Here is a 15753-nt window from a genome sequence, read left to right as displayed (position 1 = left end):
AATGTAAATAAATCGGGTAGCAACAAGGACCTACGCCGTCCGCTATCCTGATTAATTCAAACTACAATCAGTTAACTGTTTCTTAAACGCTATGAGATTAGAGGAGAATACTTCAGCGGGCCACCACTACACGGTTCCTGAATTTACGCGTGCTTCCCGAAGCATTCCAGACATCTGTAAGCAGGAGATAATAGCCCGGTGCGACCACCGTATTTTTATTATCGGTAGCGTCCCAGACAACCTGCCCGCTGGCAGCAACGGATTGATTTTGTAACAGGCTTTTAACCAGCCTTCCCTGGATATCAAAAATCTTCATATTACAAAAATTACCTGCTCCTGAAAACTGGTAATCAAAAACAGCCTGATCATCCTGTCCATCGCCATTTGGACTCACCCCGCTCTGCTGAAACCTTACAAATTCCTCTTCATTCATTGCGTAAACTTGCGAATTTCTGTAACCCGGTGTTGCGTATCCCGTTACACCTGACCCCGACCGCCAGTTTCCGGACTCCTGCGAGCTTTTTGAGGCATCTGCCTTTTCCAACGAAACTCCTTCCACACTGTTGAGTAAAACGCTATGCATGCTTTCTGCATAATCAAACCTGTCGGCAATCCGCTGTTGAGCATCCCTCAGTACCACCCCTCCGGTTGTATTGGCATAAACCGGAAATCTTTCCATTTCCAGAAAACTTCTTGTAACTTCTACCGGATACTGTTCCCGCACAACATCCGAATCTGCAGATAATGCGAGAAAGGAACCGGGCGGCATTACAAAATTTTGGGCAGTTAATGATTCGAATGCGTCAGGATTGCCCTTTTTGATATTACCCAAAGACCAATCCTTTAAGGAAATATACTTTGCCGACCGGTTGTATACCTCTACAAAATCGACTCCGTTGTCGCGGGGATTAAATAATATTTCGTTGAGTACCACGTCGCCCGAATCCGCACCAATCGGCAATGCAATATCCATTACCGCCTGCCGGAGAATATTGCCAGCACAATCTGATATATTTTTGATCGTAAGCGTATATCTCTGATTATCGGCCAGAGCATCATGAAGCGTCAGTTTCAATTGCCTGAACAGGGGCATTTCTACCTCCGCATCCAGGACATCCCTTCCCTGAATACTAAAATTGATTGTATTGACCGCACTTGCGCTGTCAATGGTCTCATTGAAATATACCAGCAGCTCCCTGGCAGAATTCAGATCAACCCGCTCCGGCCATGGCGCTATTTTGTCAGAAACAGGGCGGCTAAGGCTGTTTTTTCTTCCGGGGGTACCTCCATGCGCATCTGAAGAAACATCCCAGTTCTTCCTGCCGGTGCAAGGTGCCTCAATATCGGCCATTTCCAGTGCATACCCTCCATCCCGTTTTTCAGGGGCCCACCAGCCCGCTTTATAATCTGTGGCACAAACAAGCTGGTTCCGGCTGTTGTAAATTGCGATCAGCCCGTTTTCATTTACCAGTGAAAAGCCGTTTACCCCCCAGCTTTTTGCCAGGCCTTGAAATTTAACCGCATTATTTTTCTGGCTTATAACCACATGTTCATGACCTCCCAGCACAGAATCCGGCATGGGTATCTTTTTTGATCCCAAATTCAGATGCCAGTTTTTGAATGAAATTTGCTTATCAGTCCTGTTATAAAGTTCAATGTATTCCACTTCCGGAAGACCCACAGCCGGACTTGGATCGGCCATGATCTCCGTTATCAGAATATCATTGTAGCGCTGTGCAGCGCCCTGACGAATCGTGAGGAGCAATAAAAAGAACGCGAGGGATAAAATCCTGTTCATATACGTCTGAGTTAGTGTGTGATCAACACCCCTTATACGTATTTTCCAGGTAGTGGTAACGGTATTCGGTCAGATAAAACAAAACAATTATGAATTGGGGAATTCACCCACGCGCATGAAAGTCGTTTAAATAGAGACCAACCTATCAAACGACATGGCAGTAGTAGAATTCCCCCAGCTCATAGCCCGAGGTTGTGGCCTGGACGTACACAAAGATACAGTAGTTGCTTCGATCAAAGGAACTGGAATCAAGGAAGAAACCCGGACCTTCGCCACGTTCACCAAAGATCTGGAAGAGTTGTTGCAATGGCTTGAGGACCACCAGATTACCCATATTGCTATGGAGAGTACCGGCGTTTACTGGCGGCCTGTATATTATGTTTTGGAAGGCAGCTTTGAGATTATTTTGGTTAATGCCCGTCATATCAAGAATGTTCCCGGCCATAAAACCGATAAAAAGGATTCTGAATGGATCGCTAAACTACTTTTGAGTGGTCTTCTCCGGCATAGTTTTGTCCCCGAAAGCTGGGTGCGAGAGCTAAGAACATTGCTGCGACACCGTAAAAAGCTGGTCAATGAGCGCAGCAGGGAAAAGAATCGCTTACAAAATATCTTAGAGGATGCCAACATTAAGCTCGGCAGCGTGGTCAGCGATGTGTTTTCCAAAACCGGGCAGGGGATTATAGATTTGTTATTGGCCGGTGTTACCGATCCTGTTGTGTTATCAAACCAGGCCAAAGGTTCGCTGGTGAACAAAAAGCAAGCTTTGCAGCAAGCACTTTACGGCCGCTTCTGTGAACGCCACCGTTTTATGTTGAGCTTGATTATCCAGACGATGCATGCCTTAGACGAGCTCATCAGCCAGCTTGACCAGCAGATAGAACTTTGCCTGGCCGATAAGCAGGCCGAGCTCGCATTGCTACAAACCATCCCGGGTGTGTCAAGGCAATCAGCTATTGGTATCGTATCAGAAATCGGTCTGGATATGTCCCAGTTTCTCTCTGACAAACACCTGGCTTCCTGGGCCGGGGTCTGCCCGAGAAATAACGAGAGTGCGGGTAAAGTAAGGTCAGCAAGGATAACCCACGGAAATACCTATTTGAAAACCACATTGATCGAAGCTTCCTGGGCTGCCAGCCATACCCTGAACACTTTCTTGTCATTCAAGTACCACAAACTGGCGCAGAGGCGAGGAAAGAAAAAGGCGGCAATGGCTATCGCCCATCAGATACTAACAGCTGCATACCATATCCTTCGGGATAAACTACCTTACAAGGAACCAACCCTGAAAGCTGAAATCCTGATCGAAAGAAGGAAAGCTGAAATCCAACGGTTGGAAAACCGGGTGAGAAAGTTGAAAATATTAGCGTCCCAATAGAAAGGTCGAGGCTTTTTTTGGTGGACTATACCCCGTTAACAAAACTGATAACAGACGCTAAGCACCCACAGCTGTTGCCATAGAGCACGTAGAAAAAATTTTTCTCTAAGAGGAAAATCGCTTAGATCGATCTGCGATCTTGGGATTGCTGTGGGTATTCGGGTTCAGAAGAGACTTTCAGAAAAAAAAGAGAGCCTAATCCTCCCCGGGGTCAGGCTCTCGTAATTAACTTCCTTAAAGGTATTACATTTAGTTAGACTCCGTTTCGGTAATCACCGCCACCGGTGCCGGGGGAACAACTTTACTTTTAGTGGTCCTTGGTGTTTTTACAGGGGCCGGTGCAGGTTTTGGGACAGTCTTTGGACGCTCAACTGGTACTTTTGCGGTAACTGTAGCCACGATATCCGCGATCTGACCCGTTTTCTTCACCTTTTTCTTATCTGCTTTCTGCTTATTACCAGCCTTTTCTTTTCCTTTTTTTTCCGACTTTTTTGCTTCTTTGGCTTTTCTTTTCAGTTCGTCCTTTTCAAACTTCGCAACCTTTTTCGCCAGTTTTTCAGCAGCCTTCTCTATTGATTTCTTAATTTTTTTTGAACCTGAGATAACATTATCAATTTTCCCGGTAAGGGTTTCTGCGATCTCCGTTGATAATTTTTTGGTTGCCGATTTCATAAATTCATAAAAATAGTTGATTACTAATATATCCCACCTGAAGCAATGCGGATAGATCTGACAATCAGATAAATATCCTTAAATCAAAACCCCAGACTTAAACTTACAAAGTCAAGTTTTTATTTCCAGATCACCAAATTTATCGTATTATATTTATGTTATCTTTTTTTCGACATACTTCCACAAAATGATACCGGCAGATACCGCCACATTGAAAGAATGTTTGGTACCAAACTGCGGTATTTCCAGGCAGGCATCACAAGCGTCAATGATTTCATCTGAAACGCCTTCTACCTCATTTCCAAAAACAAAAGCAACGGGCGATCCTGCCTCCGGCTCAAAGTTCTGAAGTAAAATACTTCCTTCTGCCTGTTCTACTGCAAATATTTTATATCCCTGTAATTTCAGCTCCGCTATGGGCTCCAGCAGGTTTTCCGCCTTCTCCCATGCCACTGATACTTCCGCACCAAGAGCACTCCTTGTAATTTCACGGTGCGGGGGCTGCGGGGTATATCCTCCTAAAATTAGCTTTGAAGCCCTGAAAGCATCAGCCGTTCTGAAAAACGACCCAACGTTATTCAGACTTCTGATGTTATCAAGAATGATTACATAAGGAAATTTATCAGAATTCTTAAATTCCTCCACCGACAACCGGTTCATCTCCTCCACCATCAGTTTTCTCATTCGATCAAATGTGTTAGTACTGTGAACAGGACTTCAAAATAAACAAAAAGCCCCATCACCAATTAACGGCGATGGGGCTTTTTTAATTTGGTAAGCTATTTAATCTTGGTGATAAGCTCAACTATATTTTTAACTCCCAGTTTCTCAAAAATCCTGGCCTTGTAAGTACTGACAGTAGAAAGCTGTAAGTTAAGCTTTTCAGCGATTTTCGCTGTACCCAGACCCTCCTTCAGCAAATTCATAACATCTGTTTCCCTGGGAGAAAGCGTCACAACCGGATCCGGCATAAACTCCTTAGGATTTATAAGCCGATTGATATTGAGCTGTTGCATATCCTGGCTCATGTATTTTCTGTTGTTCAAAACGCTGAGAACCGCGGATTTAAACTCCTCCTCAGGCGCATCCTTGGACAAATAACCGTCTGCACCTGCCTGCAGGTACAACAGTCCATACAACTGTTCATCATAACTGGAAAACATCAGGATCTTTATTGACGGAGATTTAGCACGGATCAGCTCTACCATCTTCGTATTGTTACCCCCGGGAATGTTAATATCCAGGATAAGAAGATCATAGTACTGAACGTCGATCGCCTGAATAATTTTATCAAAATCGTCTACGTCCGAAACGACTGCGTCCGGGATCAAAGATTGAAGAAGATGTTTTGTCCCGATTCTTACCACAGCATGGTCTTCGGCAATTAGTATGTGTTTCATGAATGGGTTTTATGTACAAATAAGTATGGGAATACGCCAACATCAAAGTTAGAGTAAACGATCAAATTTCAATTAAATCCTGTGCTTTTTTTTAAAAGATTAAATACCAGTGAATTCTACTGCAAATGTATTTTAAGTGCCCAAAAATAATAGTCTATAGAATAATAAACTAGAAAATTACATAATTAGTACAAGACAAGGTACTTATATACGTAAAAACCATACTCGCCAGCAATTGTTTAAAATAATGTACCAGGTAATTTTCATAATTTCTATATTTGACGGGCTAATGATACAAATAGTAACTTCCATTTCAAGAATTATTCCCGACCCCGATCACATATGGCATGAAGCCGGCTGGCAGGTAAAGCACTTTGAAGGTTTGCAGGAAACTCCGGCTGCCATGGGTTTCACTCCGTGCCTGTATAATACTGTTCCGCATCTGGTTACTCAGGGATCACGTGGTATCTCTTCCTTTTATCTGTTTCACCAATCCGGTCCTGCAATTGTTGCATTGCTCCATTGTTCAGAACAGGAGAAAGGAAGCTGGATATCTCCTTCCAAGGCTCCTTTCGGCGGTGTTGAATCCTCTCCCGACTGCCCTAAAGAAGCACTTACTTTCCTGATATCCTGTACCGAAGCACTGATTATCAGCAGAGGCGGTTACCGCTTTACGATCAAAGCTCCCCCCCTTTTTTATCTGGCGGCCAACCAGACATCAGCCGGCCTCTACTCTTCATGCGGATATTTTATGCATCAGCAACATGTTAACCACTGTATACCCGTTACAACGGCCGATTTTGAATCAGGAATCCTGCCTCAGGAAAAACGGCGTATCAAAAAATGCAGGAAAGCAGGATTCAGATCAGCCTTATGCAATGATCTGCCGCCTCAGGATATTTATAACTTTTTAAAAGCTTTCCGGCTCCAAAGAGGTTATACACTCTCATTATCAGACTCAGAACTTACCCATCTGATGAAGACTTTCCCCGAAAGATTCCTTATTTTCGGAGTGATGGATCAGAACAAAATAATAGCGCTTACCATTGTAGTGACTGCTAATAGGCAGGTCGTTTATAACTTTCTGGCAGCAGACCTTCCCGAATACCGCTCTTTCAGCCCGGTGGTGATGCTCACAGAATGCCTGTATCGGTACTGCCAAAAAGAGAACTTTAAATACCTTGACCTGGGAATATCCCTGGATCACAATGGACATTTCAAACCCAGTCTGGCGCGTTTTAAGAAAAACATTGGCGGTCAGGAGGGTGAAAAGGTAAGTTATGTGAAGTTTTTGAGTTAATCAAATACCAAGACAATTCCCCTCTCTGTAGAAGACCGTCGTACAGGTTTCATGCCCGACAATTGGTGCCATACCCTGAAAATCCAGCCTTTTAAAACCCCGCTCCTTCATCAGATCTTTTGCTCTCTGGTAAAAAGCCCTTTCAGAATTATCGAGTATAAGTACGCCGTCGTTTGTGAGATATTCGGACGCAAATTCGGTACAGCGGACACGATTCCGGCCATCCACTACAATTATCTGGTACCGCGCTCCCTTTTCTTTTGGGGCCTGTATATACGATTCTCCCAACTCCCGGGACAACACTTCTGCATTAGCAGGCAGCTGGGGTCTGATGATCTGAATCCATTGAGCATCATGTTCCACCGCGGTGATTCGGCGTACCCGTGCCCCATACCAGCGTGTAGAATTTCCGGAGCCATATTCAAATACCTCAAAATGTGGTTTAATACGAGGTTCGAGGAAGAAAATAAACGAGTAGGTATACCATGGAAGCGGATTACCGGAGGCATCAACGGATTGTTTGTCATGGAAGCTCTTATACCATCCGTATTGTTTCAAAGCACTTTCCAGATAAAGCTGAACGCTACCGCCCAAACCCAGCCTGTTAAGTACACTCCAAACGATATTTTTTATTGGTCTGAACATAATTAGAAAATCTTATATTTTATTGCGTCTAATCTTTTGTAAAGCCATCGCCACCAATCCATTTATTTCCTCTGAAATCCGCAGCCAGACTACCAGTACTGCAAAAATAACAAGCAGAACTGCGGAACGTAAAAAAAGTATTGACATGGCCGAAAATACCGTGCGGGTGTAGGAAGGTACGAGCCATGTGAGGGCGTATAAGACCGATAATACCAGCACGATCTGCAGCGTTTTGGAGGTAAAAGGCAGTACTTTAAATTTCATCCAGACAAAGGTCATACGGGAAACTGAATAAATCAGGGTTGTCAGGGCAGTAGCAATGGCTGCTCCGGTAAAGCCATAGAGAGGAATGAGCCAAAGGTTAAGGCAAAAACCCACTATGGCCGAACTTACGATAAAAAGTGTGGCAAATTTAAAATAGCGGGAATACAGGATAATCTCCGTACTAAGACCGGTTGCTATGTCAAAAACCTTGACGATGGCTATAAACAAAACCACGTATTTCCCTTCGCCATAGGTCTCCCCTTTCGGGATAAGATAGAAAATATCATCAATACTCGCCCAGATCAGCAAAAAAAACAGCCCTCCGGCAATTAACTGATTCAAGGCTGATTTCTGATTCATTACCCGGACATGCGCATGATCTCCGTTTAACAATGCTGTTGACAATAAGGGTATGGATATCTGGGCAATCGCCTTTCTTGGAATTTCAATCACACCTGCCATGTAGGAAGCAATGATAAAAATCCCGGTGCTGACCAGCCCCCGTTCACCCGCTAACATGGACCGGTCAATAAAAAGCATCAGATTAACGCCTATCCCCCCCAGTAAGGTAAAACTCCCGTATCCAAGCATTTGCCTGATGAGTGGTTTGGTCAGGATGTTTCTGTCTGGAAAACGCCAGTACCATTTCCCTAGTTTTTTGATATAAAATCCCAGAAATAAAATGGCCATACCATACGAGGCCACCACCAGATACAACATGGTGTCAAAACTAAGCCAGCCAAGCCCGAAAATAAAGATCAATACCAAATTAGCCAGCCGCAGGTACACTTCCCGGATAAAGTTGGGAATGGCGATCCGGGCGTTGTTCCTGCAATAAGATTCCAGGACAGAAATATAAATCCAGAAAATCGTGAGCGGGATCACCAGAATATGGTAGCGCAGCAGCATGGGTGAGCGCTCGGCATAATAGGCGTGGATCCAGTCTGAACTTGCCAGGTAGATCAATGTAAAAAGTAAGGCCCCGATAAACGGCAGAAAAAGTAGAAACGGCAGTATACCATGATGTTCTTCCTCTTCGTCCCGGAAAAGCCCAAAGAATTTGTCAGCTATAAAGGGGGTGCCCAGATGCGCAAAGGCTGAAAATAACAGGCTGTTTTCAAAAAGTAACCTGGATAAAGCAAGCTGTTCAACCGAAAGAAACTTGGTGGAAACATACATTTGGTTGATCATACCTATCCCCACGCCGATGTAGGACCCAACCCCTGCTTTTAAACTCTGACGGACTACGATTCCCACTATACTGATTCGGTGTTAGGTAAGGCAAGGCTCCGGGATACTGTCTGCAGCCACGACCTTTTCAAATTGAAATGGATAATCAGCATTTTACGTCGATAAATTATCCCGCATATTTTTCCTTAAGAATGGCCGCGATCCGCTCAGCGGCGCGGCCGTCCCAAAGCGGCGGGATGGTGCCCTTCTTGGCGTTGCCTTCCAGTATATCCAGTACAAGCGTGTTCACAGATGCGGGGTTGAGGTCACTTAGCAAGTAGTTGGTCCCCAGTTCTACAGTCACTGGCCGCTCTGTACTCGCTCTGAAAGTAATGCATGGTACCTGCAAAAAGGTTGTTTCCTCCTGAATACCTCCCGAATCCGTAATTATCAGTTCAGCATTTGCCATCAGCTGCAGGAACTCAAGATACCCCTGCGGATCAAGAAGGATGACGTTCGGAAGAGTTTTCAGTTCATCCAGCAAACCAAAAGTTTCCATGTTACGCAATGTTCTTGGGTGTACCGGAAAAAGTATCTTCCGTTTTTCAGAAGTTGTCCTTACTATTTCCAGGATATTTTTGAGCCCCTGTTCATCATCCACATTACTTGGCCGGTGCATGGTTACCAGTACATAGGTTTTGGGCTCCAGGCCAAAGTCATCCAGTATTGTCAGTTTACTTGCTTTTTCCCGGTAATACACCAGCGAATCAATCATGACATTACCAACGAAATGCACCTTTTCATCCGCTACCCCTTCATTCCTGAGATTGACCATACCTGCCGATTCCGTAACAAATAACTGGTCAGAAATGCTGTCCGTCATGATCCGGTTAATTTCCTCGGGCATTCTTCTGTCACCGCTCCTCAGCCCGGCTTCCACATGGACAACGGGAATATGCTCCTTCACAGCCACCGTTGCACAGGCGATTGTTGAATTCACATCGCCCACCACCAGTACCACATCTGGCTTTTCTGCAAGCATTACCTGCTCAAATTCCAGCATGATTTTTGCCGTCTGCACGGTATGAGAGCCTCCTCCGATTCCCAGGAAATAATCCGGTTTGGGTAATTCCAGCTGGTTAAAAAAAACATCGGACATCTTGGCATCATAATGCTGCCCGGTGTGGATGATTCTCGACTCAATGGTACTGTCTTTTGCAAATGCTCTGTGAAGCGGTGCCACCTTCATAAAATTCGGACGCGCTCCAACAATACTTAATATTTTCATTTTGATACGGGAAATTCATTTAGTGAGCCATTACATACTTAAACGCTGCATCATATTCTCGGAGCACACTGTGTATATTCACTTCATCTTGTATAATTTTCAACGAATGAATACCAAAGCGCTCTATTTTCTTCGGGTCGGAAAGCAGGTTTTTTACCGCGGTGTTCAAACTTTCCTGGTCACCATTATCGAAATAATAACCGTTGTACCCCTCCCTGACCAGCCGCTTTTCCGTCCCGTCCGCCACCGAACAAATCACCGGTTTTCCGAAACACATGGCATCATTAATGGACAATCCCCCCATGCCTCCCAAAACATAGACTGATGACGCATGCAGGTACCTTCCCAAGGTCAGGGAATCATAAACACCACCTACAAAATTGACCTTCAATCCAACTCCTTCATTTTGAGCCAGTTTTTTTAAAGCTTCCTCCTCAGGCCCGAAACCTATGACAACGAGTTCAATATCAGGAAACACATGAGCCAAATCTTTCACGCACCGGATGAGCATGTCAACCCGTTTCCATTTCACCAGCCTGCCAACATGAATCAGCCGGTAATTGTTGATCGGCAAAAGTAAGGGTTGTTTTAATACTTCCTCGTAGGTAGCCAGCAACAGGTCCGTATCAGGCGAATTAGCGGCGATAAAAATCTTTTCATCCGGGACACCATAACTCCCCGTGATATTTCTGGCTTCATCAAAATAATTGATATGTGCATCGGCAAGTGGCAAATACAGTCGGCGAAGGATAGTAAGTATATAGAAAAACAGATAACCACCCCAGCTTTTGCCGCCACTTCTGTCCAAATCTTCGGTAATATTCTGTCCTGAAAAATAATATTCCCGGCTTTTGCCCCAGTAAGATATATTAAAAGGAATATCCCGGCAGATTAATTTTGCCCCCAACCCCCTTAATTTAGAATAGAAAAATGGATTAAGTACCAGCTGAAGAAAATAGGGCCAGGCCGACATTACAATGATATCCGGTTTGATCTCCGCTAAAGTGGGAACAAGATCCTTAAAAAAGGGTTTCCCATACCAGGCTGTATATTCGGGTAGCTCTATCAACCGGAATTTTACGGAGGAGGTATCCTCTTTCACTCCTGAACCCAGGGCCTTACTTTTATGGCTCGGTTTGATCAGAACAACTTCGGTACCGGTTTCGGATACCATTTTATTAAGGATCAGGGTGAAATAGTGCGGCAGACCCGCCATGACAAAACAAACACGCATGTACCTAATTCATTGAGAAAGTGCAAAAGTACACATTCGCAAAGAATTTTAATTAAAGTGAGAAAGCTTTACAGCCTTGAGTCTACGGAATCCTTGGGCAGCGTTGATTTGATATCAAACAAAACCGATTTCTGATCGGTAAAATCCGAAAGGTTCAGGTTCAGGAAATCGTGATGCGCCACTGCCAGAACCACCGCTTCGTAATGGCCTGTTATCTCATCGGCCATGGAAATTCCGTATTCTTCATAAACTTCCGCTGCCGAAGCCCACGGATCAAAGATCTCGACTTTCATACCAAAATCGGTGAGTTCCTCGTACACATCCACAACCCTGGTATTCCGTATATCCGGACAGTTTTCTTTAAACGTTATACCCAGGATAAGCACCCGGCTACCTTCTATTTTATGACCCTTTCTGATCAGCAGTTTCACCAGCTTATTCGCGACAAAAACGCCCATGGTATCATTCACGCGCCTTCCCGACAAAATTACCTGCGGATAATACCCCAGTGACTCGGCTTTATAGGCAAGGTAGTAAGGGTCCACCCCGATGCAATGTCCACCCACCAGGCCAGGTTTGTATTTCAGAAAATTCCATTTGGTACCGGCTGCTTCCAGTACCTCGGTGGTGTCTATTCCCATTCGGTCAAAGATCAGAGCAAGTTCATTGACAAAAGAAATATTCACATCACGCTGGGCATTTTCTATAGCTTTGGAAGCCTCGGCAACTTTAATACTGGATGCCAGATGCGTTCCGGCCTCGATAATACTGCCGTAAAGCTGATCCACGAAAAGCGCTATCTCCGCTGTAGACCCCGAGGTCACCTTCTTTATTTTGGTGAGCGTATTAACCTTATCCCCGGGATTAATCCTTTCAGGTGAATAACCGCAGAAAAAGTCGACATTATATTTCAGTCCGCTTTCCTTCTCAAGTACCGGCACGCAATCCTCCTCTGTACATCCGGGATACACGGTTGACTCGTAAATCACGATATCACCCGGCGCCAATGCCTTGCCGACCGTCTGGCTGGCCTTCAGAAGCGGCACAAGGTCGGGTTTCTTGTAACTGTCGATGGGTGTCGGAACCGTAACGATAAAAACATTACATGTCTTCAGATCCTCTGTTTCGGCCGAAAAATTCAAAGTTTTGGCATTTCTCAGTTGATCAGAAGCTACTTCCTGCGTGCGGTCGTGGCCGTCCCTAAGCTCCTTAATCCGCTCCTGATTGATATCAAAACCTAAAACAGAATATTTATGACTGAACTCAACAGCAAGCGGAAGTCCTACATAACCAAGGCCAATCACTGCGATTTTAGAAGACGAAATTTCGGGCATGAAAAAAATATTTATTTCTGGGGTATAAATCTAGACATATTAATTTTCAGGAGAAAATCCTGTTCTAACTATTAAGTGCCTGAAGGATAATTCAACTGGCCAGTCAAAAATGAAGCAATAGTAATATCTTTGACGCTGGTATTGATCTACGAAATTCAATTGAACCATATGTACTGGCTGCGCTACCTGCTGAAGGAACCTTACAATTCATTAAAAACGCCCGAGGACCGGATGCTCCTGCGGCTTCTGATGAAGTATGGCGACAAACCAAGGTATAAAAAAACTGCAGTAACTTTTGATCAATACAAAATGGTGGTTCCTGATTGCATGTCCTTCCTGTGGCAGTACAAGGAAATCTTTGCCGATGGCAGTTACAAGTTCAGCAGTGGCAGCGAAACGCCCGTTATTATTGACTGTGGCGCCAACATCGGCATGAGCATCCTGTATTTCAAAAACCTCTTCCCCAAGGCCGACATCACTGCGTTTGAAGCCTCGCCGGCGATTGCCCATCTTCTGCGTTCAAACCTCTCCGACAATCATATTGAGGATGTAAAAGTTATTGAAAAGGCTGTCTGGACGGACGACAACGGAATATGGTTCGCTAACGAAGAGGCCGACTCATCCTCCATGTTCCTGGGTGGCAACAAAATTCTGGTGCCTTCCATCCGCCTTGCCGACTACTTAAAAACGGAACAAAAGGTTGATTTTTTAAAAATTGACATCGAAGGTGCTGAAACCGAGGTATTGAAAGACTGTCGTAACGTACTTGGCAAAGTGGAAAATATCTTTGTTGAGTTCCACTCTTATATTGATCATTACCAAACACTTGCTACTGTTATGCAGGTATTAGAAGAAAATGGTTTCCGCTACGTCCTGGATACAATGCAGCACCGCAGGAATCCTTTCATCAACCACCGGTACCGGGATAACGATGTGATGGACCTTCAGCTGAATATTTTTGGATATCGTCCTAAATAACTTCCCTCATTGTGCCGCCACTTTCCGCAGATACGGATTGGGCGGGAACACGTGAATCTGAAAACCTTGTCTTTTCAGCTCTTCCATTACGCCGGGCTGTGGAACCTTCTTGAAAATCACCGCGCATAAAACCTGGGAAGGCATCAGGGTTAGATCCGTGAGCAGGTTGTGAATGGCTAGTTTTTGTTTGATCTTTCTGAAACCCGGAGAAGAGTCATCCGCCTTCTGGTCGCCGGTGGCAGGGTTGTAATAGTTGTTATTGATGCCCTTAAAAGCTACCATAGGCAAACCGATGCCGTTGGCCAGCTTATCCATTTCGCGTTCAGACAGCTTAAAAACATAATTACCCACCTCTTCAAATGAATACCGGTTTTTCCAGTAACGCTGCAGAAGCCTTGTGTCGATCCGGTCAAACAGGTTACGCATGGCCAATAAAAGTGGCATTTTGGAAATCGGGTCATGCGGTTCAACAATGATAACCGCTTCCCGGGCCACCCTGATCATCTCATATACTCCCAGGTAAGGCCGCGGGAAATGGTGATAAGCCTCTTTACAGAACACGTAGTCGAAACTATCGTTTTCAAATGAAAGCGCCTCTACATTTTCAACACTGTAATCAGCGATTAACTTATGATTTACCGACAAGGGCAGAAAAGTGCCGGCAATATCCGTGGCAGTCGTTTGTAATCCTTTTTCGTAAAAATAACTGGCATCAAAGCCGTAGCCATCACCCACTGTCAGCCAGGTCTTGGACAAGTCTGCACTGAAGGGTAATGTCAGGTCCAGCAGTCGTTTGTGCAGCCAGTAATTGATGGTATTTTCACGCTTATCTTTTTTCCACCTTTCTATGGCTTTCTCCTGCAGGTCGGCAGATGAGTATCTTTTTTCAAACCATCCTGAGTGCGCATCATGACTCAAATCTTCAAATGCCATAATTTCCATTGGTAAATGTTATGTAAAACAAACTACTTTGGAACATTATATCAAATGAATTCAAGAAGGCTTGTTATTTTTGAGCATAAAATTTGCAGGTTCTGACGATCTATGGTTTTACATTTAAGCACATTTCACCGGGAGGGAGGAGCGGCCGTGGCCGCGTCGAGACTGAACCGTGCATTGCAAAATAATGGTATTGCCTCGCAAATGTTAGTGCATGATTCCGACATTACCGAGGATAACGTAACTCCACTCGCACATTCAAAATGGCAGAAAAAGCTGGCGCTCGGTCGTTTTATAGGCGAAAGACTCGCGTTTCTGCCCTTTGAAAAAGATAGCTCTGTCCGGTTTGCCTATTCCCCTGCAGTTGTTGGTAACGACATCAGTGGACATCCTTTGGTGCGAAAAGCTGACATCCTGCATCTGCACTGGATTAACTTTGGCTTTCTCTCTCTGGAATCGCTCAAAAAACTCTTAGCGCTTGGGAAGCCGGTCGTCTGGACCTTGCACGATATGTGGACCTTCACCGGAGGCTGTCATTACAGCCGGGGCTGCAACAATTACCTGACTCACTGCTGCAATTGCCCGTACCTTTCCCGCCCCGGACAGTATGATGTATCTTTCGAACATTTTGAAATCAAAGCCCGGATATATGAGCATGCCAATCTTTCTCTGGTATCCCCCAGCCACTGGCTGCAACAACTGGTTCAAAATGCCGCTCTCACCAACCAACTGAGCGCACTCTCTATCCCCAATTGTATTGATACGGATATTTTTAGACCCAAAGACAAGACCGGGATCCGGAACCGAATGAACCTCCCTCGGGACAAAAAACTGATCCTGTTTGCGGGAGCCAATACCCTGGATATCCGCAAGGGCTTCCTTTATTTCCGGGAGGCCATGCAGCTCCTGCAGGATGAAAGTTATGAAATACTGATCTTCGGGAAGTCGGGGAGCAATGCCTTTGATGATTTAGGTACCCGGGTCCATTACCTTGGTAAAATTTCGGAAGTGGAGTATATGGTCGACGCCTATAATACGGCTGACCTGATTGTAGTACCTTCACTGGAAGACAATCTGCCCAATACCATTATGGAAGCTATGGCCTGCGGAACGCCCGCCGTAGGATTCGAAACCGGGGGGATTGGTGAAATGATTGATCATAAAGAAAATGGGTATCTGGCCGATTTCAAATCCTCTGTATCACTTGCCGAAGGTATACAATGGGTATTGAAAAACAATGAGGACAAAGACCTTTCCCTCAACGCCCGTGAAAAGGTATTGCACAATTATTCAGAAAAGGTTGTTGCCGATAGGTACACCCAGCTCTACACGAAATTATTATAGTCAGCATAC

General features: G+C 44.8%; 14 protein-coding genes. 4 read left to right on the top strand and 10 right to left on the bottom strand.

Annotated elements, in window-relative coordinates:
- Positions 1-112: 112 nt before the first annotated feature.
- Positions 113-1798, bottom strand: coding sequence for a lamin tail domain-containing protein (locus tag KOE27_RS03655; protein ID WP_215237484.1), 1686 nt, complete (start codon positions 1796-1798; stop codon positions 113-115).
- A 154-nt stretch (positions 1799-1952) separates the two neighbouring features.
- On the opposite strand from KOE27_RS03655, the gene KOE27_RS03650 reads away from it, so the two are divergent.
- A complete protein-coding gene (locus KOE27_RS03650; RefSeq protein ID WP_215236942.1) occupies positions 1953-3176 on the top strand; it encodes an IS110 family RNA-guided transposase in 1224 nt (407 codons plus the stop codon).
- 249 nt (positions 3177-3425) lie between these two features.
- On the opposite strand, the gene KOE27_RS03645 is transcribed toward KOE27_RS03650, so the two are convergent.
- The 3 genes from KOE27_RS03645 to KOE27_RS03635 form a co-directional block, all read right to left on the bottom strand.
- Positions 3426-3848 (bottom strand): histone H1/H5 family protein, HCT subfamily, encoded by a 423-nt coding sequence (locus KOE27_RS03645; RefSeq protein ID WP_215237483.1) that lies wholly within the window; start codon positions 3846-3848, stop codon positions 3426-3428.
- Between the two features lie 153 nt (positions 3849-4001).
- Positions 4002-4532, bottom strand: coding sequence for an RNA methyltransferase (locus tag KOE27_RS03640; RefSeq protein WP_215237482.1), 531 nt, complete (start codon positions 4530-4532; stop codon positions 4002-4004).
- A gap of 95 nt (positions 4533-4627) precedes the next feature.
- Positions 4628-5248 (bottom strand): response regulator transcription factor, encoded by a 621-nt coding sequence (locus KOE27_RS03635; RefSeq protein WP_215237481.1) that lies wholly within the window; start codon positions 5246-5248, stop codon positions 4628-4630.
- Positions 5249-5537: 289 nt separating this feature from the next.
- Here KOE27_RS03635 and KOE27_RS03630 point away from each other — a divergent pair, with 289 nt between their 5' ends.
- Complete coding sequence (locus KOE27_RS03630) at positions 5538-6548, top strand: GNAT family N-acetyltransferase (protein ID WP_215237480.1); 1011 nt, start codon at positions 5538-5540, stop codon at positions 6546-6548.
- Here the strand turns inward: KOE27_RS03630 and KOE27_RS03625 are convergent, their stop codons facing one another.
- The 5 genes from KOE27_RS03625 to KOE27_RS03605 all read right to left on the bottom strand — a co-directional run bounded on the left by KOE27_RS03625 (position 6549) and on the right by KOE27_RS03605 (position 12483).
- On the bottom strand, positions 6549-7193 hold the full coding sequence (locus tag KOE27_RS03625; protein WP_215237479.1) for a class I SAM-dependent methyltransferase: 645 nt from the start codon (positions 7191-7193) through the stop codon (positions 6549-6551). It abuts the gene before it with no gap.
- Positions 7194-7205: 12 nt separating this feature from the next.
- Complete coding sequence (locus KOE27_RS03620) at positions 7206-8714, bottom strand: lipopolysaccharide biosynthesis protein (RefSeq protein ID WP_229252624.1); 1509 nt, start codon at positions 8712-8714, stop codon at positions 7206-7208.
- Positions 8715-8814: 100 nt separating this feature from the next.
- Entirely contained in the window at positions 8815-9915 is a 1101-nt protein-coding gene (gene wecB / locus KOE27_RS03615; protein ID WP_215237478.1) for a non-hydrolyzing UDP-N-acetylglucosamine 2-epimerase, read from the bottom strand.
- A gap of 19 nt (positions 9916-9934) precedes the next feature.
- Positions 9935-11149 carry a glycosyltransferase family 4 protein gene (locus tag KOE27_RS03610; protein WP_215237477.1) on the bottom strand — a complete coding sequence of 405 codons (1215 nt, stop codon included), beginning with the start codon at positions 11147-11149 and terminating at the stop codon, positions 9935-9937.
- Between the two features lie 68 nt (positions 11150-11217).
- Positions 11218-12483, bottom strand: a complete 1266-nt coding sequence (locus tag KOE27_RS03605) for a nucleotide sugar dehydrogenase (RefSeq protein WP_215237476.1) — start codon at positions 12481-12483, stop codon at positions 11218-11220.
- A gap of 168 nt (positions 12484-12651) precedes the next feature.
- Between KOE27_RS03605 and KOE27_RS03600 the strand changes: the two genes are divergently transcribed.
- A complete protein-coding gene (locus KOE27_RS03600) occupies positions 12652-13461 on the top strand; it encodes an FkbM family methyltransferase (protein WP_215237475.1) in 810 nt (269 codons plus the stop codon).
- 6 nt (positions 13462-13467) lie between these two features.
- Here the strand turns inward: KOE27_RS03600 and KOE27_RS03595 are convergent, their stop codons facing one another.
- Entirely contained in the window at positions 13468-14394 is a 927-nt protein-coding gene (locus KOE27_RS03595) for a class I SAM-dependent methyltransferase (RefSeq protein ID WP_215237474.1), read from the bottom strand.
- Positions 14395-14505: 111 nt separating this feature from the next.
- Between KOE27_RS03595 and KOE27_RS03590 the strand changes: the two genes are divergently transcribed.
- Positions 14506-15744, top strand: coding sequence for a glycosyltransferase family 4 protein (locus tag KOE27_RS03590; RefSeq protein WP_215237473.1), 1239 nt, complete (start codon positions 14506-14508; stop codon positions 15742-15744).
- Positions 15745-15753: the final 9 nt, after the last annotated feature.

This window comes from Dyadobacter sp. CECT 9275, from assembly GCF_907164905.1.
GTDB classification, from domain to species: domain Bacteria; phylum Bacteroidota; class Bacteroidia; order Cytophagales; family Spirosomataceae; genus Dyadobacter; species Dyadobacter helix.
This window is presented reverse-complemented; position numbering and strand designations above follow the sequence as displayed.